The sequence below is a fragment of the Zoogloea sp. GW822-FHT05C07 genome (assembly GCF_058800215.1).
Genome location: NZ_CM179510.1, coordinates 5,316,975 through 5,341,376 on the forward strand (window position 1 = coordinate 5,316,975; position 24,402 = coordinate 5,341,376).

General features: G+C 65.9%; 15 protein-coding genes. 2 read left to right on the forward strand and 13 right to left on the reverse strand.

Annotation, left to right across the window (positions count from 1 at the left end; all coding sequences use genetic code 11):
• Window positions 1-247 precede the first annotated feature (247 nt).
• The 8 genes from AC3QL2_RS24335 to AC3QL2_RS24370 form a co-directional block, all read right to left on the reverse strand.
• A complete protein-coding gene (locus tag AC3QL2_RS24335; protein WP_493234840.1) occupies window positions 248-1,300 on the reverse strand; it encodes a DMT family transporter in 1,053 nt (350 codons plus the stop codon).
• A gap of 140 nt (window positions 1,301-1,440) precedes the next feature.
• Window positions 1,441-2,910 carry an efflux transporter outer membrane subunit gene (locus AC3QL2_RS24340; RefSeq protein WP_493234839.1) on the reverse strand — a complete coding sequence of 490 codons (1,470 nt, stop codon included), beginning with the start codon at window positions 2,908-2,910 and terminating at the stop codon, window positions 1,441-1,443.
• Between the two features lie 8 nt (window positions 2,911-2,918).
• A complete protein-coding gene (locus AC3QL2_RS24345; protein WP_493234838.1) occupies window positions 2,919-4,478 on the reverse strand; it encodes a DHA2 family efflux MFS transporter permease subunit in 1,560 nt (519 codons plus the stop codon).
• Window positions 4,475-5,584: an HlyD family secretion protein gene (locus tag AC3QL2_RS24350; protein WP_493234837.1), complete on the reverse strand. Its 1,110-nt coding sequence runs from the start codon at window positions 5,582-5,584 to the stop codon at window positions 4,475-4,477. Before AC3QL2_RS24350 ends, AC3QL2_RS24345 begins: the two co-directional genes overlap by 4 nt.
• Window positions 5,577-6,827: an NAD(P)-binding domain-containing protein gene (locus tag AC3QL2_RS24355; RefSeq protein ID WP_493234836.1), complete on the reverse strand. Its 1,251-nt coding sequence runs from the start codon at window positions 6,825-6,827 to the stop codon at window positions 5,577-5,579. The genes AC3QL2_RS24350 and AC3QL2_RS24355 overlap by 8 nt, the downstream gene beginning before the upstream one ends.
• Window positions 6,824-10,876, reverse strand: coding sequence for a non-ribosomal peptide synthetase (locus AC3QL2_RS24360; protein WP_493234834.1), 4,053 nt, complete (start codon window positions 10,874-10,876; stop codon window positions 6,824-6,826). Before AC3QL2_RS24360 ends, AC3QL2_RS24355 begins: the two co-directional genes overlap by 4 nt.
• 776 nt (window positions 10,877-11,652) lie before the next feature.
• The gene (locus tag AC3QL2_RS24365; RefSeq protein ID WP_493234832.1) at window positions 11,653-13,041 is read right to left on the reverse strand and encodes a heavy metal sensor histidine kinase; all 1,389 of its coding nucleotides are present in this window, start codon (window positions 13,039-13,041) and stop codon (window positions 11,653-11,655) included.
• Entirely contained in the window at window positions 13,038-13,721 is a 684-nt protein-coding gene (locus AC3QL2_RS24370) for a heavy metal response regulator transcription factor (RefSeq protein WP_493234830.1), read from the reverse strand. The genes AC3QL2_RS24365 and AC3QL2_RS24370 overlap by 4 nt, the downstream gene beginning before the upstream one ends.
• Before the next feature lie 186 nt (window positions 13,722-13,907).
• Between AC3QL2_RS24370 and AC3QL2_RS24375 the strand changes: the two genes are divergently transcribed.
• Complete coding sequence (locus tag AC3QL2_RS24375; protein WP_493234828.1) at window positions 13,908-15,236, forward strand: hemolysin family protein; 1,329 nt, start codon at window positions 13,908-13,910, stop codon at window positions 15,234-15,236.
• A 55-nt stretch (window positions 15,237-15,291) separates the two neighbouring features.
• Entirely contained in the window at window positions 15,292-19,254 is a 3,963-nt protein-coding gene (locus tag AC3QL2_RS24380) for a PAS domain-containing protein (RefSeq protein WP_493234826.1), read from the forward strand.
• A 69-nt stretch (window positions 19,255-19,323) separates the two neighbouring features.
• Here AC3QL2_RS24380 and AC3QL2_RS24385 read toward each other — a convergent pair whose 3' ends face one another.
• From AC3QL2_RS24385 to guaA, 5 genes are all read right to left on the reverse strand, one after another.
• Complete coding sequence (locus AC3QL2_RS24385; protein WP_493234824.1) at window positions 19,324-19,533, reverse strand: DUF3079 domain-containing protein; 210 nt, start codon at window positions 19,531-19,533, stop codon at window positions 19,324-19,326.
• Between the two features lie 97 nt (window positions 19,534-19,630).
• The gene (locus tag AC3QL2_RS24390; protein ID WP_493234823.1) at window positions 19,631-21,043 is read right to left on the reverse strand and encodes an MBL fold metallo-hydrolase RNA specificity domain-containing protein; all 1,413 of its coding nucleotides are present in this window, start codon (window positions 21,041-21,043) and stop codon (window positions 19,631-19,633) included.
• 69 nt (window positions 21,044-21,112) lie between these two features.
• Window positions 21,113-22,222 carry a VIT1/CCC1 transporter family protein gene (locus tag AC3QL2_RS24395; RefSeq protein ID WP_493234821.1) on the reverse strand — a complete coding sequence of 370 codons (1,110 nt, stop codon included), beginning with the start codon at window positions 22,220-22,222 and terminating at the stop codon, window positions 21,113-21,115.
• A gap of 25 nt (window positions 22,223-22,247) precedes the next feature.
• On the reverse strand, window positions 22,248-22,460 hold the full coding sequence (locus AC3QL2_RS24400; RefSeq protein WP_493234820.1) for a hypothetical protein: 213 nt from the start codon (window positions 22,458-22,460) through the stop codon (window positions 22,248-22,250).
• 222 nt (window positions 22,461-22,682) lie between these two features.
• Complete coding sequence (gene guaA / locus AC3QL2_RS24405) at window positions 22,683-24,245, reverse strand: glutamine-hydrolyzing GMP synthase (RefSeq protein ID WP_493234999.1); 1,563 nt, start codon at window positions 24,243-24,245, stop codon at window positions 22,683-22,685.
• Between the last annotated feature and the right edge of the window lie 157 nt (window positions 24,246-24,402).

Here is a 24,402-nt window from a genome sequence, read left to right on the forward strand (position 1 = left end):
TGCCCCTTCCCGGCAACCAGCTTGCCATCACACCAGCCATAAATGCCTCCAGATATCATTTTTATTATTTTTATAATTATTCTTGATTTGTACTCTAAGTCATCCACAAACGAGGGGCTGTGAAGTATTCCCGACCAGTGTCCTGGCGAATGCCCTGTGTGGGCGATCGAGGGTAAGCATGGGGACTGGCGCAGCGATGTCAGCTTCGGCACTGCGCTGAAGCGCGGCCGTCATCGACCCAAGTCACCTAATGCCTGTGGTCCTGATGGTGAGCGTCGGGGAAATGGGGATGGGTGTGGATCAGCGGCCCATGCTGGTGCCAGTGGGTGTGCGGCACGGTCGGGTCCCACGGGAAGGGATGTTCGTGCTGGTGATGGGCATCGTGCACGTGCTCGTGGGAATGGGCCAGCGGCGCGTGGCGATGTTCGTGGCTGTGACGCTCGGTCAGGTGCAGCCAGACGCCGATGCCGATGCACAGGCCGGCGAGCACCAGCCGGGCCGTCAGCGGTTCGCCACCGACCACGGCCAGCACGGCGCCAAAGAACGGAGCCACCGAGAAGTAGGCGCCGGCCCGCGCCGTCCCCAGATGACGTAGCCCGACGATGAACAGCGACAGGCTGAGGCCGTAGGACACGAAGCCAATCCCCAGCGCCGCGGCCAGCGTGGACGGGGGCGGCAGGTCCGTCGAGACGAGCAGGCCCAGTGAGAGATTCACGCTGCCTGCCACCAAACCCTTGGCCGCCGCCAGCCACTGGGCATCGGCCAGGGCCAGCTTGCGGGTGAAGTTGTTGTCCAGCCCCCAGGCCAGGCAGGCGCCCAGCACCGCCAGCGTCGGCCACAGGCCGGCGAAGCGCGCCTCGGCGGGCCAGCCCAGCGCGCCGATGCCGAGCACGATGGCCAGCATGCCCACGGCGACTCGACGGTCCACACCTTCCCTGAAGACGATCCACGCCAGCAGCGCCGTGAAGACGCTTTCCGCATTGAGCAGCAATGCTGCGCCGGATGCCGGCATGCGGCTGAGGCCAAACATCAGCAGAACCGGCCCCACCACGCCACCCGCCAGGATCGCAGCGGCCAGCCAACCGACGTCGGCCCGCTCCAGGCGCACCCGCCCGGCACCACGCAGCCAGCGCAGGGCGGTGAGCCCCAGTCCGGCGCCCAGATAGAAAAGACCGGCCAGCTGGAACGGCGCGACACATTCGAGCAGGGCCTTGGCCAGCGGCGTCGCCGCGCCGAAGAGCAGCGCCGCCAGCAAAGTGGCGGCCACACCGGCCCCGGAGAGGAGATGGATTCGCTTCATCGATTTCGGTCGTGCCGGCGCACCGCCCGATGGCAGCCCGTGGCTCCGCGCGTCAAGGCATCAGAGCAGAGATCCTACTCTCCGCCCCGCGGCCAGGCAGCGCCCCCTCGCGCATCTGCCCCGCGGGCTCCCGCACACCGTCACTCGGAACGGGCCACCACGTCCCCGGCCGGCTTCGCGCCGTCCTTTCCCTTCACGCCATCGACGCCTTCCCAGCCGCCACCCAGCGCGGCGACCAGGCGGACCGTGGCCAGCAGCCCTTCGGTCTGGCTGCGCATCAGGTTGCGCTCGACGGCCAGCGCGCCGGCCCGTGCCGACGCGACCTTCTGATAGGTGTTCTGGCCATGTTCGAAGCGTGCCTTGGCCACTGCCGATGCCCGCTGGCTGGCCGCCAGCGACACGCCGAGGGTGCGCATCTGCTCATTGGCCGCCTCCACCTGCACCAGCGCGTCGTCCACCTCGCGCAACGCGATCAGCACACTGACCTGGTGTACATCCACCGCCTGCCGGTAACGGGACCGGGCCGCGTCGAGATTGGCCTGGTTGCGGCCGGCGTCGAACAGCGGCAGGTACAGCGCCAGCGGCCCGATGGAGAACTCCCGGGAGCTGTGATTGACCGCACTCTTCAGCTGGGACGACGCGAAACCATAGGCGCCGGTAAGGCTGATCGACGGGTAGAAGGCGGTCTCCGCGACACGCTCCATCGCCAGCAAGGCGCGGATGTTCTGCGCGGACTCCATCAGGTCTGGCCGCCGTCCGAGGATGACGGCGGGCAATCCCGGCGCCACCTGCGGAATCGCCGGCAGGCGGTAGGCCGGATCGGGCGACACGCGGAAGTCCTTGACCGGCTCGACCATCAGCGTGGCCAGCTCCTGCTCGGCCATCGCCCGCTTTACGCTGACCTCGCTCATCTCGGCCTCGACCTTGGCCAGCTCGACCCTGGCGTCGAGCCAGTCCTGCTCGGTGCCAAGGCCGGCCTCCAGGCGCAGCGCGCCCAACCTGACCGCCTCCGCCCGCTCATCGCGGATTTTGGCGAGCAGCGCGTGATCGGCATCTGCCGCACGGAACTGCCAGTAGGCCACCGCCACCTCGCTGGCCAGCACCAGCGCGATCTGCCGCTTGACGGCCTCGGCCGCGCCGGCCTGCGCCTTGGCCGCCTCGACGGCCTGGGCCACGCGCCCCCACAGGTCGAGCTGCCAGGAGGCGCTGACGCCCAGCTTGTAGGTCTTGCCGGCGATGGTGCGCCCGCCCAGCAGCTTGCCCAGCGGCGTATTGACGGAAGTGTGGCTCTTGTCGGCGCTGGCGCCGAAGCCCATGTTGGGAAGGAGATCGGCGGACGTTGCCTGCACCCCGGCCTGCGCCTCCGCCACGCGCAACAAGGCCACCTCGGTGTACGGGTTGCGTTCCTGCACGGTCTCGACCAGGTGGTTCAGCACCGGGTCCTGGTAGATCCGCCACCAGTTGGCCTCCAGCGTGTTCGGAACCTCAGCCGGTGCGTTGCGGTAGCTTGGCGGCGTCACCGGTTCGGCCGCAGGCGTGAAGCTCCCCTGGGCAGCGCAGCCCCCCAGCAGGGACATCAACGCGATGATCAGCGGACGTGTCTTGTTCATGGGCACTCCTATTTGTCCTTCGGTGCGACGATGCGATCGGCCATCCAGACCAGACCCACCGCAGCCAGCAAAACGCAACCGAGGATGAAAAAGCTGTCGTTGAAGGCCATCACGTAGGCTTCCCGCTGCACGATCCCGTTGAGGTTGGCGAGGGCCTGATGGCTCGCGTACACCGCATCGCCGCCGGCCTGGAAGTGCACCTTGGTGAAGGCGGCAAGGTATTCCCGCGTGGTGGTCGAGAACAGCGTGACCGAGTCGACCAGCCGCTCCGAATGGAAATGCTCCCGCATCGTGATCGCCGTGGACAGGATGGCCGTGCCCACCGCGCCGCCGAGCACCCGGCTCATGTTGTAAAGACTGGACGCGGACGACAGGTTGAGGGGCTCGATCCGGTGGATCGCGATGTTCGACAGGGTGATGATGATCAGCGGCTGGCCGAGAGCGCGGAACACCTGCGACGTGACCAACTGGTCATAGCCCGTGCTGGCCGTCATCGTCGCGTTCATGAAGCAGGACACCGAGAACAGCATCAGGCCGACGGAGCAGATGATGCGGTTGTCGAACTTCTTGGCGAACACCGCCGCGAAGGGCGTGACCAGGATCTGCGGCAGGCCCATCCACATGATGACTTCGCCGATCTGCCGCGAGTTGTAGCCGGCAATCTGGGCCAGGAACAGCGGCAGCACGAAGGTCGAACCGTACAAGCCCATGCCCACCACCGCGCCGACGGCCGACGACACCGTGAAGTTGCGCCGCCCGAACAGCCACACATTGACGAAGGGCTCCGCCCGCAGCAGCTGGGTGCCGATCCACACCGTGATGCCGCCGAAGGCCATGAAGGCCATGTAGCGGATGAAGTCGGAATCGAACCAGTCCTTGCGGTTGCCCTCTTCGAGAAAGACGATCAGCGCACCGAGGCCCAGGATCATCCCGCCGATGCCCGCCCAGTCCAGCTTGCGCAGCAGGTCGAGATGGTGCTTCTGGGGATCCAGCCCGATGGCGACACCCGCGAACATCAGGATGCCCGGTGCCCAGTTGATGAAGAAGATCGACGGCCAGCCGTAGCTTTCGGTGAGGATGCCGCCGACCGTCGGCCCCAGCGTCGGGGCGAGCGTGCTGGCCAGCATCAGCCAGGCCAGCGCGATGGGGCGCTTGCCGGGCGGCAGCCGGGTGATGACGAGGGTCATCGCAGTAGGGATCAAGGCCCCGCCGAAGAAACCCTGCAGGGCCCGGAAGACGATCATCGACTCCAGGTTCCAGGCAAAGCCGCACAGGGTGGACAGCACCAGGAACAGGACCGTATTGACCAGGATGTAGGCGCGCGCGCCGAAGACCCGCAGGAAGAAGCCGGTCAACGGGATCACCACGACCTCGGCCGCCAGGTAGGTCGTGCTCATCCACGACCCCTCCTCCATCGACGCGGACAGGGAGCCGAGGATTTCCGGCAGCGACGCGTTGGTGATCTGCGTATCCAGCACCGCCATGAAGACGCCGAGGATCGCCGCGCCGATGGCGAGCCAGGTCCGGGCGGAAACCAGATCCGCCCCGGCCACCTGCGCAGCACTCATCGGGCGCCCGCCCCGGGCTGCCCCTGGCGCAGGTCGATCTCGATCTGCGCAGACATGCCGGGCACCACCTTGTCCAGCAGCGCCTTCGGCGTCTCCGGCGCGAAGGTGACCTTGACCGGCACCCGCTGGACGATCTTGGTGAAGTTACCGGTCGCGTTGTCCGGCGGCAGCAGCGCGAACTTCGCGCCGGAAGCCGGTGCGAAGCTGTCCACCCGCCCTTCGATATCGTGCCCCGGCAGGCTGTCGAGGGCGACCTTCACCTTCTGGCCCGGTGCCAGGTCGTGCAGCTGGGTCTCCTTGAAGTTGGCGTTGATCCACACGCCATCCTGGATGATCACGAACAGCCGCTGCCCGACCGCCACGTGGGAGCCCACCTCGACCGCCTTGTTGCCGATGCGGCCATCGACCGGCGCCTTGACGGTGGCGTAGCCGAGCTGCAGGCCGGCGTTGCGCACTTCCGCCTCCAGCGCCTTCTTGCGCGCCAGCAGCGCCTCGCGGCCGGACTGCAGCGCCCGCACGCCGGCCTTGGCGGCCTTGATCTCTTCCTTCTGGGCGGCCTCGTCGGCGTAGGCGCTGTCCCGCGCCGCGACGGCGGCGTTCAGCTCGGTCTCGGTGACGGCCTTGATCTCCTTGTTGTTCAGGGCGATCTGGCGCTCGGCGTCGCGCTTGAAGCGCGCGATCTGCGCCAGGTTGCGGGCCGACTGGGCATCCAGCGCGCGGGCGTGGGCCTCGCCCTGCTCGATCTGCGCGTCGAGTTTCAGCAGCTCGCCCTCCACTTCCTGCAACTGCGCCTTGATCTTGTCCGAACGCACCGAAAAGTCGGCCGGATCGAGCTCGACCAGCACATCGCCGGCCTTCACCAGTTGGTTGTCGGTGACCTTCACTTTGGTGACCACACCCTCGACCCGCGGCGCGATCGCGCTGATGTGGCCGTCCACGTAGGCGTTGTTGGTCTCCTCGAAGTAGGTGCTGCGCCACCACATGCGACCGGCAACGGCCAGCGCGGCAAGCAGCAGCACGAGGAGGATCAGCTTGACCTTCCTGGCCGACTTCGGAGTCGGACCGGACGCGGGCGGAACGGCCGGAGCCGGGGTAGCCTCACTCACTCGCGGTCTCCTCTTGCAGGTCGCGGGCGCGGATGTGCTCCGCCACGTAGGCGGCATCCTCGCCGACCCCGCTGAGCAGGCCGGAGCGCTTGTTGTGCAGCCACGGCAGGCCGATGAAATACAAGCCTTCCTGGGCGGTGATGCCGCGCTTCTGCTGCGGATAGCCGTCCTCGTCGAAGACAGGGAAGCGCACCATGCCGAAGTCGAAGCCGTAGCCGGTGGCCCAGATCACGGTGGAGATACCTTCCGCGGCGAGATCGACTTGGTCCGGCTGGGATTGCGCGAAGCCCTCGTCGCCAGCGGGCAGACTTTCCTCGGGCAGGTCGAGCTGGCGCATTGCCACCAGTTGGTCGATCTGGCGCAGCAGGCCGGCCTCGAAGCGGTCGGCGACGGTCAGGTTGTCATGCAGATCGGGCGCCAGGCGGATCTCCGTCCCGTCCATGTCCTGCAGCGTGCCGAGCAGGCGGACGCCGGCCCTGGCGAAGTGGTGCAGGTTCATGCTGCCGTCGGGCCGGCCGGCCATGATCGGGTTCGGCGCGAACTTCAGCTTCGGCGAGCTGAGCGTATCCACGGTCTGGTCGGCCAGGCCGGACAGCTTCATCCACTCGAAGATGTCCTTGCCCCGGTAGCGCCGCGGCGCCCGGGTGTGCGGCCCGACGCACAGGAAGACCTTGCGGCCGGCGCGATTGAGCTCGTCTGCGATCTGGCAACCCGACTGGGAGCTTCCGACCACCAGCACACCGCCCGGCGCCAGCGCGTCCGGATTGCGGTAGGCGCCGGAGTGCATCTGCACGACCGACGACGCCAGCTTGGCAGCCATCCCGTGGCGGCGCGGAAACTGGAACAGGCCCGTGGCCATCACCACGTTGCGCGCGGTGTAGCTGCGGCCGTCGCCGGTGCTTACGCGGAAGCCGAGCGGATCGGCTTCGACCGCCGTCACATCGGTCTGGCAACGCAGCGGCAGCTGGAAACGTTCCACATAATCCTTAAAGGTGTTGACGATGTCCGCACGGGGCATGAAGCCTTCCGGCACCTCGCCCGCATAGGGCGCGCCGGGCAGGCGGAAATCCCAGTTGGGCGTCACCAGCGTGAAGGAGTCCCAGCGATCGTCACGCCACACCGGCGCGGGGATATCGCCCCGTTCGAACACCAGGTGCGAACGCTGCTGGAGGGAAAGGTGGTAACTCGTCGCCAGCCCGGCTTGTCCGCCACCGATGACGAGGGTATCGAAGTGTTCGCTCATTGAAGGGTCGATTCCATTTGAGAGTTGTCCGAGTCGGAGACCCGTTTGCCGGCCGGCAGCGGGTCGCCGCCCTCCGGCTGTGCGCAGCGGGCGTCGTCGGCAAGGCCGAGGGACTGCACCACGATCCGTTCCAGGGAGGCGCGGCTGACCACCGAGAAGTGGTCGCCTTCCCAGTCGATCACCTGCAGGTTGGCCATTTCCGGAACGGCGAAGGGTGCCAGCAGCGGGAAATCCATGCAGCGGCTGGCCCGGTACAGCCGCACCGGCGTCGCCGTCACGCGGGCCTGGTGATTGACCAGCGCGTTGTAGTTGGCCTGGTACTCGGCGAGCAGCGTGCGGAACTCGTCTTCGGAGACGGCCGCCCCACCGATGCGCTGCAGGGTATGGACGACGAAGGCTGGCCGGTCCGCCTCGGACAGCTCCGCCAGTGCGTCGAAGTCGCGCGGCAGTTCGCCGCCGATCAGGTCACGCAGGAAGTTGCGCATCAGCACTTCGCCTTCGAGGCGCTGCTCGCCGCCCTGGCGCGCGCCCATCCAGCTGTCGATCATCGTTACGCTGACTGGTGCCTGTCCGCTCATCTCCAGCTGGTGGGCCATCTCCTGGGCAATCACGCCGCCCATCGACCAGCCGAGCAGATGGATGCGCCGACCCTTGGTCCACGCCGACAAGGCATCCACGTAACCGGCGGCCAGGCCCGGCAGCTCCCGCGGACTGCCGTCGCCCGGCGATTGCAGGCCGAGCACCGCCATGCCCGGCGGCAGCATGTCGAGGAGTTCCCGGTAACACAGGATGTTGCCGCCCACCGGATGCACGACGGCCAGGATGCCCTGCTCCCCTTCCCGCAGCACGGCCAGCGCACTGCGCTGCTCGCTGCGGGTCGCGTCCTTGTCGAGCATGAGGGCCTGTGCGGCGATGGTGCCGTGACGCAGCAGGGACACCAGCGGCAGACTGCGGCCGAACTCGGCAGTGATCGCGTTGATCAGGCGAACCGCCAGCAACGAGGTGCCGCCCAGATCGAAGAACTCTTCTTCGGTCCCGATGGATTCGACGCCCAGGAGCCGGCACCACAGCGTCGCCAGACGCTGCTCCGTAGCGCTCTCCGGCATGCGCCGCGGGCCGGCGTCGTGGCTCAGCGACTCAGCCAGTGCCGTCAGCGCCTTGCGATCGACCTTGCCGTTGGCCGTCACCGGCAGCGCATCCAGCCCCATGAACTGGGACGGCACCATGTACGGGGACAGGCTGGCGGCCAGGTGGGCGCGGATCTCGTCGGCCGGCGGCAGGCGCGGGCTCGCGGGCTGGTAGAAGGCCACCAAGCGGCTGTCGCTGCCCTTGCGGACAACCACCGTCGCCGCGGCGCGGATGCCCGGACAGCGCACCAGCGTCGCATCGATCTCCTCCAGTTCGATGCGGAAGCCGCGGATCTTCACCTGGCCATCCAGGCGGCCGAGGAATTCCAGGCAGCCGTCCTCATGGTAGCGGCCCACGTCGCCGGTGCGGTACAGGCGCTCGCCGGTCCGCGGATGATTGATGAAGCTCTCGGCGGTACGCAACGGGTCGTCGTAATACTCCCGCGCCAGGCCGATGCCACCGATGTACAGGTCGCCCGGCACCCAGTCCGGCGCCGGCTGCAGGTCGCGGTTCAGCACGTGGAAGCTCTGGTTGGCCAGCGGCCAGCCGTAGGGAATGCTCTTCCAGTTGGCCGGCACGCCATCGACCGGGAAATAGTTGGACCAGATCGACGCCTCCGTCGCGCCGCCCAGGCTGATCAGCGTCGCGCCCGGCACGGTGTGCTTGAGGCGCTCGGGCAGCGTCACCGGAATCCAGTCGCCGCTCAGCATCACCAGGCGCAGCGACTGCAGCTCGCTCGTGGCCAACGGCCCGAGGAACTCGATCAGCATCTCCAGGGACGCCGGCACGGTGTTCCAGACGGTCACGCCATGGGTGCGCACCGCCGCAGCCCATTCGTCCGGCGCGGGCGTCTCGCTGTGGGGCGGCAGCACCAGCGCCGCGCCGACACCGAGACCGCCGAAGATGTCGTACACCGACAGGTCGAAGTTGAAGCTGGACAGGCCGATCAGGCGGTCTTCACAACCGAGGCCGAAGCGGTCGATGACGTCCTGGATGGTATTCACGGCGCCCCGGTGATCAATGGCGACGCCCTTCGGCTGCCCGGTCGAGCCGGAGGTGAAGATCACGTAGGCCAGATCCTCTTCGCGCTGCACGGACTCAATGGCGACAGCCTCTGGCACCACATCGGGCAACACTTCATCGAGCAGCATCGCCGTCACGCCGGCCGGCACCTTGAGACCGTCCGCCAGATCGCGTTCGACCAGCACGACCTTCACGCCGGGACGGGCGATCAGCCACTCCTTGCGCGCCACCGGCTGGTCGGCGGTGATCGGCAGGTAGGCACCGCCGGACTGCACCACCGCCATCGTCGCCGCCACCTGACGCCAGCTGCGCCGCGACACGATCGCCACCAGGTCGTTGGGGCCGACGCCTGCGCCGCGCAGCCGTGCCGCCAGATTGGTGGTCCAGCACCACAGGTCCTTGTATGCGACGGTCCGGTCCGTGGCGATGATCGCCGGCCGGTCGCCGTGGCGCGTACAGGCCTCGGCGAAGAAATCCTGCAGGCGCCCGGTCGGCAGCAACTTGTCGGTACGGTTGGCCGTCTCCCGGGCCTGCAGTGCTGCTGCCGGCAACTGCGGCAGCAGCATCGCCTCCTCCGGCACCTCCGCCGCCATGATGGCCTCGACGTGGCGCTGGAAGGTCTCGAACATCTCCTCGACGACGCCGGGCAGGAACAGGCCTTCGACGTAGTCCCAGTTCATCACCAGCTCGTCGCCGTACATGTAGACCTGGCAGTCGAGCCACACCTGCGGCGTGTGCAGCCCACCCCCACAGCTGGCCCAGCCTGCCGCGCTCGGCAGCAGGATGTCCTCGGGCATGTCGAGCCCCAGCGAGCTGGCGAACACCACCGGCATCACCGGCAGGCCCGCCCCGACACGGCCCATGGCCTGGATCACGTCCACCCCGGCCACCCGCGCATGGCGGATGTCCCGCGCCAGCTGCATCTGCAGCGCCTTGGCCCGCTCCAGGAAACTGCCGCGTGTGTCCGCCGCCTCCAGCAGCAGCGTGCTGCCGAAATTGCCGTAGGCGCGCTGGTAGCGTGGATCGTTCGACGGCCGGTGGCTCATCAGCATGTTGATGGCGAAGGACGGATTGCGCGACCACAGGCGCAGGACGTCCGCGTAGGCGGTGCAGAACACCGCGCTCAGACTAACGCCCAGCCGGCGTGCCTGCGCGTTGATGTGCGCGACGCGCTCCGGCGGGAGCAGGAAGCGCACGCGCTTGAAGCTCGACCGCTCGGGCATGCGCTCATGCTCTACCACCGGCAGTTCGGGTGCATGGCGCAGGGACTCGACACGGTCCTGCCAGTACTTGAAGGAGCGCTCGAAGGCCGCGCTTTCCTTCACGTTGCGGCGCTTCTCGATGAACTCCGGGAACGGCGCGCGCGGATGCGTCGGCAACCCTGTCCCGTTGTACACCCGGGCCAGGGCGTCGAAGAAAAGACGGACCGAATAGGCGTCGAAGGAAATCAGGCGAAACGCGAAATTGAGGTAATAGCCTTCCGCCACGCGGTCGAGAAAAGCCGTCAGCTGGACGTGCTTGCCGAGCAGCTCCAGCTTTTCTTCCATCTGCCGCTTGTTGAATTCCTGCAGCTCGAGTGCACTGATGGGCGGACGATCCCGCCAGTCGGTCACCGATAAGGAAATCGCACCGGCCGGCGGCTCCACCATGCGTTGGCTGGCATCCGGCAGAAACTCGATGGACAGCTCCGGCGTGGCGCGCAGCACCGTGCCAAGGGCGGCCTCGAGCCGCGGGATATCGAGTTCCGCGCTGAAATAGCAGAGATACAGGAAAGGCACGGTATGAAACCGGTAAACCTCCTGCTCCCCAACCCAATAGGCGTGCTGCAATTCGGTGAGCGAATAGGGTTCGGATGCGGTCTCTCCGCTATCCGGCCGATCGTCCTGTGCGCCGAGCATGTTCAATTCCTCTTCCAGAGTTCAAATACAAACTTGATTATGGATTTTGCATTTTTTGAAGAAATGCAGCAGTTCTCGAGTGCTCAGGAACCGGGTGTAAAAAGCCACAACCGGCATGCGCATGATTTCATCGGGACAGCTTTCTGGCGGCGGGCTCAATCGCGCCCTGCGCACGTTTCGGTCCGAATAGATGCCGGTCCATGACGGAACGGCTCGCACGTCCGGTTATTTCGGCAACCGCTCGCTCTCAATCCGGCGGCGGACATCACACATGAAACAGGGGAAATTAAGACTATTACGAAATGCTTATTGTTGCGTAAGCCGGCATAGGCGTTTACGCCGCACAAGAGCCGCTACCATGCGTCACTCCACGACCATTGACGCGAATAAGTCCGAACGTCGCGATGTCGAAAAGCGACAAATCACATGCACCAATGTGGCGCATGCCACATAAAAGTCGGCCCTATTCAGGTTTTGATCATAAGCATTTCAAAATAATGACGTTGTTCCTTCCCCGGCCGGCCTGATAGAATTTTCGGCCGCGATTTTGTCAGAATTCTTTTCCGGCGGATATCATTTTTTTAATTTGACCTTTCACAATCCTGTCATCAGGACTCGGGCCATGCCGGATGAATTTCAGGTGCGATGCTGCAGCACAGCATAAATACTGCGGATGCGCACTGATTGAGCCAGCAAGAAAAGAAAACCTCCGGTGCTGCCGGAGGTTTTCTTTTTGACTTGAATACGCAGCCGCTTGCGGCGCCGGGAAGGCCTGCTCAGGCAAGCGGAAGGGTGAACTCGAAGACAGTCCCCTGGGCCGCACTGTGCACGCGGATCTCTCCGCCGTGAGCCTGGATGATCGAACGCGTGATCGCCAGGCCGAGGCCGGCGCCATCCCCGGCATTGTGTCGGGATGCATCGACCCGGTAAAAACGGTCGAACAGGCGTAGCAGGTGCTCGGCCGGGATCGGCTCGCCGCTGTTCTCGACGGCCAGCCGGGTCATTCCGGACTCCGCCGCGATCTTCACGTCCACGCGCCCGCCGTCCGGCGTGTGGCGCAGCGCGTTGGACAGCAGGTTGCCGAGCGCCCGGCGCAGCATCAGGCGGTCCCCTCCCGCCGTTCCCCTGCCCTGCAGGCGTAGCACCACGTGTCGTTCGTCGGCAACGGCCCCGTAGAACTCGAACAAGGCCGCCACCTCGTCGGCCAGCTCGAAGGTCTCGTGGGCCGGCACGATCAGACCGTTGTCCGCCTTGGCCAGGAACAGCATGTCGCCGATCATCCGCGATAGACGCTCGAACTCCTCGGCGTTGGACTCCAGCACCTCACGATACTCGTCGGCCGTGCGCGTCCGGCTCAGGGCCACCTGGGTCTGAGTCATCAGGTTGCTGACCGGCGTGCGCAGTTCGTGGGCCAGGTCGGACGAAAAGTCCGACAGGCGCCGGAAGGACTCCTCCAGCCGGCCCAGCATCGCATTGAGGGAACCGGCCAGTTCCGCCAGCTCGACGGGCACGGCCTCCGCCGACAAGCGCCGGTCCAGGCTGCGGGCGCTGACCTGGGCGGCGAGCGCGCCCATTCCCCGCAGCGGCGCCAGGCCACGGCGGGCCGCAACCCAGCCGAGCAGCCCCGTCACGATACTGCCGCCGAGCACCACCAGCCACAGGCTGTGCAGGAAGCCGTCCATGAAATGCCGGTGATGGGAGATGTCCGTGGCCACCGCCACGACCTCCGGCTGCGCACCCGCGATGCCGCTGGGCAGCGTGCCGACGATGCCACGGAACGGCACCCCGTCCGCCGTCTCCCACATGAAAGGCTGACCGGCGTCCGGCTTGCCGACCCGTTCCAGCAGCGCCTGCGGAAACGGACTGTCGCGGGTCGCGAACAGCGTGCGGCCGTCGGTGCCGGTCACCGCGACGGCCAGCCCGTGGTGGCCGATCAGCGCATCGTCCATTTGCTGCACCAGCGTGTCCAGGTCATCGGCGCTGTGCACCCTTTCCAGCGCATGGCGGATCAGTTCCAGCTTGCCTTCCAGCAGCGTCATGTCCTGCTCCTGGAAATGCTGCTCGACGGAAGCCTTGACGATGAAGCCCAGCACCAGCAGCACCGCGGTAGACGCCAGCGCGAACAGCAGCGTCAGCCGGAAGGTCAGCGAATGGCGGCGGATCACGGTGCGTCCTGTTGTTCCAGCACGTAACCCATGCCGCGCACGGTGCGGATCAGCTTGGGCTCGAAATCGTCGTCGATCTTGGCGCGCAGGCGTCGCACCGCCACCTCGATCACATTGGTGTCACTGTCGAAGTTCATGTCCCACACCTGGGAGGCGATCAGCGAACGGGGCAGGACTTCGCCGCGACGGCGCAGCAGCAGTTCGAGCAGCGCAAACTCCTTGGCGGTCAGGTCGATGCGCCGGCCGGCACGGGACACCCGGCGGCGCAGCAAGTCCAGTTCCAGATCGGCCACCTGCAGCACATCGGCCTCCTTGCTGCGGACGCCCCGCCGCAACAACGTGCGCACGCGGGCCAGCAATTCGGAGAAGGCGAAGGGCTTGACCAGATAGTCGTCGGCGCCCAGCTCCAGTCCCTTGACCCGGTCGTCCACGCTGTCCCGCGCGGTCAAGAACAGCACCGGCATCTCCTTGCCAGCGCGGCGCAGGGTCTGCAGCACATGCCAGCCGTCGAGACCGGGCAGCATCACGTCCAGCACGACTAGGTCATAGTCGTCGGTCAGGCCGGCATGCACGCCGTCCATGCCATCCCGCACGAGATCGACGGAAAAGCCCGCCTCGGCCAGCCCTTGCCGGAGGTAATTCCCGGTCTTCGCCTCGTCTTCGACGATCAGTATCTTCATCCTTCTTACAGCCTTGGTCCGTACCATGCACCCAACGGTACGTAGGTTACAGAGAATTCAGTCACACGCGGCGCCTGCCCGCCTCCGTCCTGAGCACCAGGACGGCCCAAACCGCGGGCCATCCCGTTAGAATGCAGGCCGTCCCAACACACAAGCCGCCTGCAGTCCCGCAGGGCGGCTTACCTGATGGATTTAGTCCTCGTCCTGCTGCTCATTCTTCTCAACGGCGTTTTCGCCATGTCCGAAATCGCCGTGGTGTCGTCCCGCAAGGCGCGCCTGCAAAACCTCGCCGACGACGGCAGCCTGGGGGCCGAAGCGGCCCTTGCCCTGCATCAGGAACCGTCCAGCTTCCTGTCCACCATCCAGGTCGGCATCACGCTGGTCGGCATTCTCAACGGCGCGATCGGCGAAGCCGCAGTCGCTGATCCGCTGGCCGCAATGTTCGCCGGCATCCCCCTCCTCGCCCCTTACGCCAAGGGTATCGCGCTGACCATCACCGTAATCGGCCTGACCTACTTCTCCGTCGTGGTCGGCGAACTGGTGCCCAAGCGCCTGGCCCTGCTGGCACCGGAAGGCATCGCTTCGCTGATCGCCCGGCCGATGCTGCTGCTGGCCCGCGTCACCCATCCGCTGGTGGTGATCCTGTCCGGCTCCTGCTCGGCCATCCTGCGCATCGTCGGGGCCCGCCGCAAGGAGGAACCGCCGGTCACCGATGATGAAATCAAGGTGCTGATGGAACAAGGCGCCGAAGCCGGGGTCTTTCACGAAAGCGAGCAGGAGATCGTCTCCAACGTGCTGCGCCTGGACCAACAGCGCATCTCGTCGATCATGACGCCGCGCCGGGACATGTCGCTCATCGACCTGGAGGAAGACGAGGCCACGATCCGCCAGAGTATCGTCGATACCGAGTTCTCCCGCCTGGTTGTGTGCCGCGGCGGCCTCGAACACGTGGTTGGCGTGCTGCAGACCGGGGATTTGTTAAAGAAAGCGCTGCCGGGCCACGGCATCTCGGTCGCGGATGTGGAATCCGTGCTGCATCCACCGCTGTTCGTGCCCGAATCGGTGACGACGACCCAGTTGCTGGAGAGCTTCCGGAGGGCCAAACTGCAGTTCGCACTCATCATCGACGAGTACGGCGACGTGCAAGGCCTGGTCACCCTCACCGACGTGCTGGCCGCGATCGTCGGCGAGCTGTCGGTGCCGGACGCGCCGGAGGACAGGGACATGCTGCAGCGGGAAGACGGCTCCTGGCTGGTGGATGGCGACGTGGGCATCGAACGCCTGAAATCCGGGCTCGACATCGCCGACGATCTGCCTGGCGAGGAAGAACGCTCTTTCCATACCCTGGGCGGGTTCCTGATGTATGCGCTGGGCCGGGTGCCTGCGCCAACCGATCATTTCGAAGCCGCCGGCTGGCGTTTCGAGGTCATGGACATGGACCGTAACCGAGTGGACAAGGTGTTGCTGTCGCCCTCCGCGAAGCGGGTCGATACGGCTGAGCGCTCCACGGCCTGAGGATCAACCGGAAGGCGGTACGCCAGATAAGGTTTTCTTCCGTCAGGGCGAGCCGATGCAACAGACCGCAAGCTTCGTCGAGCCAGTCGACTCACACCGGCTCACCCGCGTCATCCGCATTCTTGCCGGATGCGTCACGCTCCTCGGCGTCGTGGTTCTCGCCGGTTGGTATGCGGACATCCCCACCGTGCGCTCGCTGAGCCCGGGGCTGGCGTCGATGAAGGCCAACACCGCGGCGAGTTTCATACTGGCCGGGATCGCCCTGTTCTGTGTTACCCGCACAGGCACTCAGCAGCTTGCCCGCGGAATGGGGCTCGGACTGGCACTGCTCGGGTTGGCCCTGGGTGTCCAGGAGATCTTCGCGATCGACCTGGGGCTGGATAACGTGATCATCGATTTCCGTCGCGGTACGGGCGAAACATCGGGGCGGATGTCTGCCGCATCGGCGATGTGCCTGACCCTGAGCGGCCTGGCCCTGGCAGCCGGCCGCAGTCCTCTGGGCAACCGGCTGTGCCGCTACGCCGCCGGGCTGGCAGGCTTTCTCGGACTGACGGCCGTGTTCGGCTATCTCTTCGATGTCGAATCCTTCTATCGCCTCGGGCCGTACAGCGACATGGCTGGACACACGGCGCTCGGTTTCGTGCTGCTCGCCCTCGGCATCGTCCTTGACCGCCTTCCCTCCGGCGGTTTCGGCTGGCTGTCTCGGCTTGCGGTAGGCACTGCCATTGCGGCGTTGTTGATTGTCGGCTGGATCGTCACCGACCGCCTGCGCAGTGTTGACGCAGCCGACCGTCTTGAAAACCACACCTGGCAGGTCATGTTAGAGGTGGAGCAGTTCATGGCCAGCCTGCTCGCCGCAGAATCGGCCGAGCGGGGATATGCGGGCATCGGCGATGAGCATTTTCTGACGGCACACCGGGCGGCGCTTGCCGATCTGCGCGCCCACCTCAACGAGGTGCGGCGCCTCACCGTCGACAATCCAGCCCAGCAACAGCGGGTGCAGGAACTGGAGATCCCGCTCGCAGAAAAGCTGGCGGGCATGAACCTCACCATCGCCCTGCGCCAGAAACTGGGTAACGAAGCCGGCCAGGCATCCCTGCGGGATTTCTGGCGAGAAGGCCACATGGACGACATCCGGCTGGCTGTCAGCGACATCCTGGACGAAGAAAAACGCCTGCTCCGGCAACGCCAGGAAGCCAAGGAGCAGACCGCCGGCCACGCCCTCACGACCCTGGTCCGAGGCGGCATCTTCGGCATCCTCACGCTACTCGCCATTTTCTTGCTTCTGTGGCGCGAGAACACCCGCCGGCAGGCCAGCCAAGCCGCGCTGCGCGAACACCGCACGCAGCTTGAAGAACTGGTCGTCGAACGGGATAACGCACTGACGCTGGCTATTGCCGGCGCCGACCTCGGCACCTGGAGCCTTGAAATAGGGACCAACATGGTGGTCGCTTCGGCCCGCTGTCTGGAGCTGTTCGGCATCGAGCCCCGCAACAGCATACCGCTGGAAGATTTCGTCCGCCGCATTCATCCCGAGGACCGGGAGATCATGCAAGCCGCCCTGGGCGATGCCATCTCGAACGGCACGGTCTACCGCTGCGAGTACCGCGTCGTGTGGCCCGACGGTTCGCTGCACTGGCTGGCGGCTTCCGGCCACGCATCGCGAGAAGAGCTGGGGCACGCACCGCTGCGCATCAGCGGTGTCGTGCTCGACGTCACGGAACGACGGCTACACGAAGAGGAATTGCGGGAAAGCGAAGCGCGATTCCGCAGCTTCTTCGAGAACATGGCGGTCGGGGCTGGCCAGCTCGATGCCCGTGGCCGCTATCTGGATGTCAACGAACGCTACTGCCAGATCACTGGCTACAGCCGGAAGGAACTGCTCAACGGCATGGGGCCCATGGACATCACCCATCCGGACGATCTGCCGGCAGACCGCGAACGGATCGCCCGCCTGCTGGCTGGCGGACATCTCTACGACGCAGAGAAGCGCTTCATCCGCAAAGACGGACAGATCGCCTGGGTACACATCACCGCATCCACCGTACTCGACGCCGGCGGTGCCGTCAGCTATGTGACCGGCGCAATCGAGGACATCACGGCCCGCAAGGCCGCCGAAACGGCGCTGGAAGACAGCCGGCAGCGCCTGATCAACTACAACCAGGATCTGGCACGGGAAGTCGAGGCACGCACCGCGGAGTTGTCCGAGCGCCAGCGTGAACTGCTGTCTGCCAAGGAGGCCGCCGAGCAGGCCAGTGCCGCCAAGAGCGCCTTTCTGGCCACAATGAGCCACGAAATCCGCACGCCCCTCAACGCCATCCTGGGGTCGGTACAGGTCCTCGAACGCAGCCCTCTGAACGAGGACCAGCGCCAACTTGTACGCAATCTGCGAACCGCCGGGCGCGGCCTGCTGGAGCAGATCAACGACGTGCTCGACCTGTCCAAGATCGAGGCTGGCCACTTTGAGCTGGAGCACAGCCCCTTTGTCCTGCACAACGTAATCAGCAATCTGGTCGATGTGCTGTCCTCGGTAGCGGCGGCCAAGGGCATTGCACTCGAGTGGGCACCACTGCCGGAAGTCGGTGCCACGCTGATCGGCGACGCCCAGCGGGTCAGCCAGGTGCTCTACAACCTGACCGGCAATGCGCTCAAGTTTACGTCCAAGGGACGTGTGGCTGTCTCCGTGCAAACGCTTTCGGCAGAGGCGGGCAGGGTCACCTTGCGCTTCGCAGTTCGCGACACGGGCATCGGCATCGCCCCGGAGCAGTTGGAGCGCGTCTTCGAGGCCTTCGCACAAGCCGACGAATCAACCCAGCGCCGCTACGGCGGCACGGGCCTGGGGCTGGCGATCTGCCGCCGGCTGGTGGCGCTGATGGGCGGGCAGATCGGCGTCGACAGCCACCTGGGTGAAGGGAGTGAGTTCTGGTTCACGGTGCCCTTCGAGGTAGACGACACGCTCCCCCGGGACCTGCCGGCAAAGCTCGCCGAAAGCGAAGGCCCCCGGCTGGCGGGCATGCGGGTACTGGTGGTGGACGACAGCCCCGTGAATCTCGACATCGCCCGCCGGCTGCTGGAACTGGAAGGTGCCCGTTGCCAGACTGTAGAGAGCGGCCAGGCAGCCATCGATACGCTCAAGACTTCGCCGGGCAACTTCGACCTGGTACTGATGGACGTCCAGATGCCGGAACTGAACGGCATCGACGCAACGCGGGCCATCCGGGTCGAGCTCGCACTGACGGACCTTCCCATCGTCGCGCTAACCGCCGGCGCCCTGCCGAGCCAACGGGAGCGGGCCATGCAGGCCGGCATGAACGACTTCCTCACCAAGCCCTTCGAGCTCGACACCCTGGTGGCGACGGCCCGGCGCTGGGCGGGCCAGGCTATCGGGGCCGGCAAGCCCCCCGCCCCCAAGGCTCTGGTGGAAACTCCAGCCGCGTTTCCCAACATCGAGGGCATTGACGCGGCGGCAGCCAGCCGGCGTCTGCTCGGAGATCGCGCGCTGTTCCTGTCTTCCCTCGGGCAGCTGCGTGACGAGTTCGCCAATGTCGCCGACGAAGTCCGTGCGGCGCTCGCCCGGCAGGATCTCGACGCAGCCCGGCAGCGCATGCACAAGCTCAGGGGCGGCGCCGGCAACCTGTCGGCGGTGAGGGTGGCGGAGCTCGCCACACGTCTTGAAGCGGCTTACGAGGCCGGCGACGCGGCGGCGGGCGCAGCGGATTTGCGCCAGCTCGAAACGGCAGTGCAGCATCTCTTCATCGCGGCGAGCCCCTGGCTGACGCCACCACCCGCAACGGTGGCTCATGATGGCGTCGATCCGATTACCGACGATGCCCTCGCCCACCTGATGACAAGCATTCAAAACAACGATTTCGCAGCGCTTGGTGACTTCGAGGCTCAGCATGCGGCACTGGTGTCGCGCTTTGGCGCCGCCGGGATCGAACCTGTCGCGGCGGCAGTGCAAGGCCTGCGCTTCAAGCCCGCCCTCGATCTACTGCGGGCCCTCACCGACAAGATTTGAACCGAGCAATTCGTCTCGTTCACCGACGGCATCCGGCCGGGCGGACGGCGACGGGCTGCTTCTGCCCCTCTAATCGGCCTTGTTGACGGAAGTGGCGTCGTCGGACACGTCGAACCCCCAGTCCCCATGGCAATACCAGTCGTCGCCGAGCATCTCGGCCGGATGCAGGGTGCGCCCCGATCCGTTGCCGCAGGCCAGGGATTCCGCCGGGCAGTACTTGTCGCAGCCCCAGCAGATGCGCTCCGGATGGGCCGGGTGCAGCGGAAATTTCTTCGCCATCACTGCTCCTCATTCATATTGTTGAGCAGTTTACTCAGTTATTTCTTGCTGACTTTGATCCTGGGCAAGAAGATGGGCAATGCAAGCCTCCCTCCACTCACAGGCTGACGGCCTCCCCTTGCTGCGCCACATGAACATCGCGCCAGCCCAATTGCGCCTCGAGCGCCTCGGCAAAGTGGACTGCCGCACCGGCCTCGCCATGAACCACGAAGGTGTGGCGCGGCGGCGAATGGAAGCCCTTCAGCCAGCCGATGAGCCCGGCCTGGTCCGCATGGGCGGACAAGCCCCCAACCGTATAGATACGCGCCCGGACCGGCACAGCCTCACCAAAGATATGCACCAGCCGTGCCCCGTCCACCAGTCGGCGGCCCAAGGTTCCGGCGGCCTGGAAGCCGGCGATCAGCACGCTGCACTCGCTGCGCGGCAGGTTCTCGCGCAGGTGATACTTGATGCGCCCCGCCTCACACATGCCGCTGGCGGAGATGATCACCGCACCGCTGCGGACTTCGTTGAGGGCGCGGGACGCCTCGACGTCCGCGACGAACTCCACCTTCATCCTGTCCGGGTGCTCCCGCAGCCAGGCGGTCAGCTCGTGGGTCTCATTGTCGAGCAGCGCCGGATGGGCCAGCGTGATGCGGGTGGCCTCGTTGGCCATCGGCGAATCCACATACACCTTTTGTGGCGGCAAGCGCTCCCGGCGCACCAGATCCGCCAGAATGTAGATGATCTCCTGGGTACGCCCCACTGCGAAGGACGGAATGATCAGGTTGCCATGACAGGCGTGGGTTCTGCCGAAGGCCGCGACGATCTCGTCTTCCGTTTCCTGCAGAGGCCGGTGCAGACGATCGCCGTAGGTCGACTCGATGAGCAGCACATCGGCGCTCGGCACGACGGGCTCGGGATCGTTCAGGACCGGCCGGTCGCGCATCCCCAGGTCGCCCGAGAACACCAGCTTGCGCGGCTTGCCTTCTCCACCAACCGTCACTTCCAGCCAGGCCGAACCGAGGATATGGCCCGCATCGTGGAAACACACCTGTATGCTTTCGGCCGGCTGGATGTGTTGGCCATAGGCCGCCGGCCGCAGCAGCGGCAGAGTCGCCTGGGCCTGGGCCACGGTATACAAGGGTGGATGCACGCCCCGCCCGTTCTTGCCGCTGCGCCGTTGGTGACGCAGCTGCCACTCGGATTCCTTCTCCTGGATATGGGCGCTGTCGAGCAGCAGCACTTCGAGCAGGTCCATCGTCGCCGGTGTCGCGTAGATCGGGCCACGGAAGCCCAGCACAGCCAGGCGCGGCAACAGCCCGGAGTGGTCGATGTGGGCATGGGTCAGCAGCACAAAGTCGATCTTGCGGACATCGAAACCGAAATCCAGCGCGCGCTGGTTTTTCAAGCGGGCCTCGCCACCGCCCTGGAACATGCCGCAATCCACGAGGAAACGCACATCGCCAGTTTCCACCAGCGTACACGAGCCGGTGACTTCGCCGGCCGCACCAAAGAAGCTGATACGCATTTTTGACCGCCTCCTTCCCGCGTCCAGCATGAGTCTCCGTCTACCGGAACTCCATGCAGGACATGCCTTTCACGCGATGGACACGCCGATCAGCGCCCCGCTGCCATAGGTGACGCCGGCCGCCGCCACACCGATCAGGATCTGCCGCGCCGCCGAATACACGGGGCTCCGCCCACTGAACAAGGATGTTGCCAACCCTATCCCCCCCAGGCCCGCCGCACTGAGGGACAAACTCCAGGCCATGCCCGGCGGGCCGCCGGTAAAGAAATACGGCAGCACCGGCAAGATTGCACCGGCCGCAAACAGCGCGAAGGACACCGCCGCGGCGCTCCACGGATTGCCGCCCATCTCCGCAGGATCGATGCCGAGCTCCTCTCGCACCAGTGTATCGAGGGCGGTATCCCGGTCGCGCATCATGTCGTGGGCCACTCGCTGGGCATCCTCGCGGGCCAGGCCCTTGGCCTGGAAGATCAACGCCAGCTCCTTGCGCTCGGCCTCCGGGTTTTCCTCCAGCTCCTGACGCTCCTGGGCGACGCGGGCGGACGCAAATTCGCGAGCATTGGTTACCGACAGCCATTCCCCCAGCGCCATCGACACCGCCCCCGCGATGAGGCCGGCCAGACCGGTCAGCAGGATGGCATTGGGCGAGGCCCCCGCACCGGCAACCCCCATCACCAGGCACAGGCTGGACACCAGGCCGTCGTTGGCGCCGAGCACAGCCGCACGCAGCTCGTTGCCGGAACCGCGCCCATGCCAACGCTCGGCCCGCGCGATATCGGCGCCGACATGCCCGCCCCGCCGATTGACCGCCTCGATGATCGCCGCGTGGGAACGCTCCTCCCCAGACAAAGCCTCCGCATCGGGCTGGCCGGCATACTTGTCGCGGTCCGCAAACTCCGCCGTGGCCAGGGCCGGCAACACGAAGCGCGGCCCGAAACGCCGGGCCAGCCACACCAGCATCCGCGTGCGCAGCCCCGGCGCATGGGCTTCGACGCCGACACCTGCTTCATCGAGTTTGCCGCGCCAATGAGCAGCGTGGCTCAGCTCGGCCTGGGAAAGTTGCTGGAAAAGATCCTGGCGTACCGGGTCCGTTTCGGCCCGGGCCAGTCCGGCATACAGCGCCGCGCCATCCTGCTCGTCGCGCCAGTTCCGGTGATAACGCTCGACATCCTTGTCCATGGCCGGCACCCTCCAGCCGGTGGGGCTATTGGCAATCGTCGCTGGGAGGATGGCCGCTGACGCCATCTGTCAGCCCGGAAGCATCCTCGAGATAGTCCCGCGTATGCTCCAGCGCCTTGCGGTGCAGGAAGTTGGCCGGATCTCTCAGCAAGGCATTGACGCGCTCCAGCCAGTAAGCGTAGTCGGGGTCGTGGGCGTGCAACGCCTCATTGATCACGTCGATCGGATATGAACTCATCGTATTCAAGTATCAAGCCCGAGGCGGGTAGTCTACCACCGTCGTATCGACGCAAATATTGGGCTGGATCAAGAGTGGGCCCCCCGGCGTGCGCAGCAACATACCACCCAGCGCTTTCCGATCCGTCAGGGCGGACTCAGCCCCAGAAAGCAAAAACCCCGGCAGTGCCGGGGTTCTCGCTGGTTTGCTGATTGCTGCCGACAGGCGTCGGCACCGTGTGGATCACTCCCACTCGATCGTTGCAGGCGGCTTGCCGCTGATGTCGTACACCACGCGGTTGATACCGCGGACTTCGTTGATGATGCGGTTGCTGACCTTGCCGAGCAGGCTGTGGGGCAGTTCGGCCCAGTGGGCGGTCATGAAGTCCTGGGTCTGCACGGCGCGCAGCGCGACGACGTATTCGTAGGTGCGGCCGTCGCCCATCACGCCGACGCTCTTCACCGGCAAGAAGACGGCGAAGGCCTGGCTGGTCTTGTCGTACCAGTCCGCGGCACGCAGTTCGTCGATGAAGATCGCGTCGGCGCGCCGCAGCAGGTCGGCGTAGTCCTTCTTCACTTCGCCGAGGATGCGCACGCCCAGGCCAGGGCCGGGGAACGGGTGGCGGTAGACCATCTCGTGGGGCAGGCCGAGGGCGATGCCCAGTTCGCGGACTTCGTCCTTGAACAGCTCACGCAGCGGTTCGAGCAGCTTGAGATTGAGGGTTTCCGGCAGGCCGCCGACGTTGTGGTGGCTCTTGATGGCGTGGGCCTTGCCGGTCTTGGCGCCGGCGGATTCGATCACGTCCGGGTAGATGGTGCCCTGGGCCAGCCACTTGGCGCTGGGCAGCTTGGCGGCCTCGGCCTGGAAGACTTCGACAAACTCGCGGCCAATGATCTTGCGCTTGGCTTCCGGATCGGAGACGCCCTTCAGGTGGCCCATGAACTGCTCGGTGGCGTCCACGTGGATGACCTTGACGCCCAGGTTGCGGGCGAACATCTGCATGACCATCTCGCCTTCGTTGAGACGCAGCAGGCCGTTGTCCACGAACACACAGGTGAGCTGGTCGCCAATCGCGCGATGCAGCAGCGCGGCAACCACAGAGGAATCGACGCCGCCGGACAGGCCGAGGATCACCTCGTCACTGCCGACCTGGGCGCGGACCTTCTCGATGGCTTCGTTCACATAGTCCGGCATGTTCCAGTCGTGCTCACAGCCGCAGATCTCGTGCACGAAGCGGGCAATCATGTCCTTGCCCTTGATGGTGTGCGTGACTTCCGGGTGGAACTGCACGGCGTAGAACTTGCGCACTTCGTCGGCCATCGCGGCCAGCGGCGTGGACTCGTTGGAGGCGATGACCTTGAAGCCCGGCGGCAGCTCGGTGACCTTGTCGCCGTGGCTCATCCACACGTCCAGCAGGCCGTGGCCTTCGTCGTTGGTCCGGTCCTGGATACCGCGGAACAGTTCGGAATGGCCGCGGGCGCGGATCTCTGCATAGCCGAACTCGCGCTTGCCTGAGCTCTCGACCTTACCGCCGAGCTGGCTGGCCATGGTCTGCATACCGTAGCAGATGCCGAACACCGGCACGCCGATCTCGAAGACGGCCTGGGGCGCCTTCCATTCCGTGGCCTCGTAGACCGAGTTCGGGCCGCCGGACAGGATGATCCCCTGGGGCGCGAAGTTACGGATGAAATCGTCCGACACGTCGTACGGGTGGATTTCGCAGTACACCTGCTGCTCGCGCACGCGGCGGGCGATGAGCTGGGTGACCTGGGAGCCGAAATCGAGGATCAGGATTTTCTTGTGCACAGCGGTTCCGTTGGATGAAAACGAGTAATCGCGAATTATAGCGTCTGAGGCGCCAGGACGCCCTGCCTGAACGTCGCCGTCCGCGCAATCGAGTACGGCACTCAGCAGGCCGCGCATGCGCCGCCAGTGGGAACCTTCCCAGAACACGCGCCCGCAA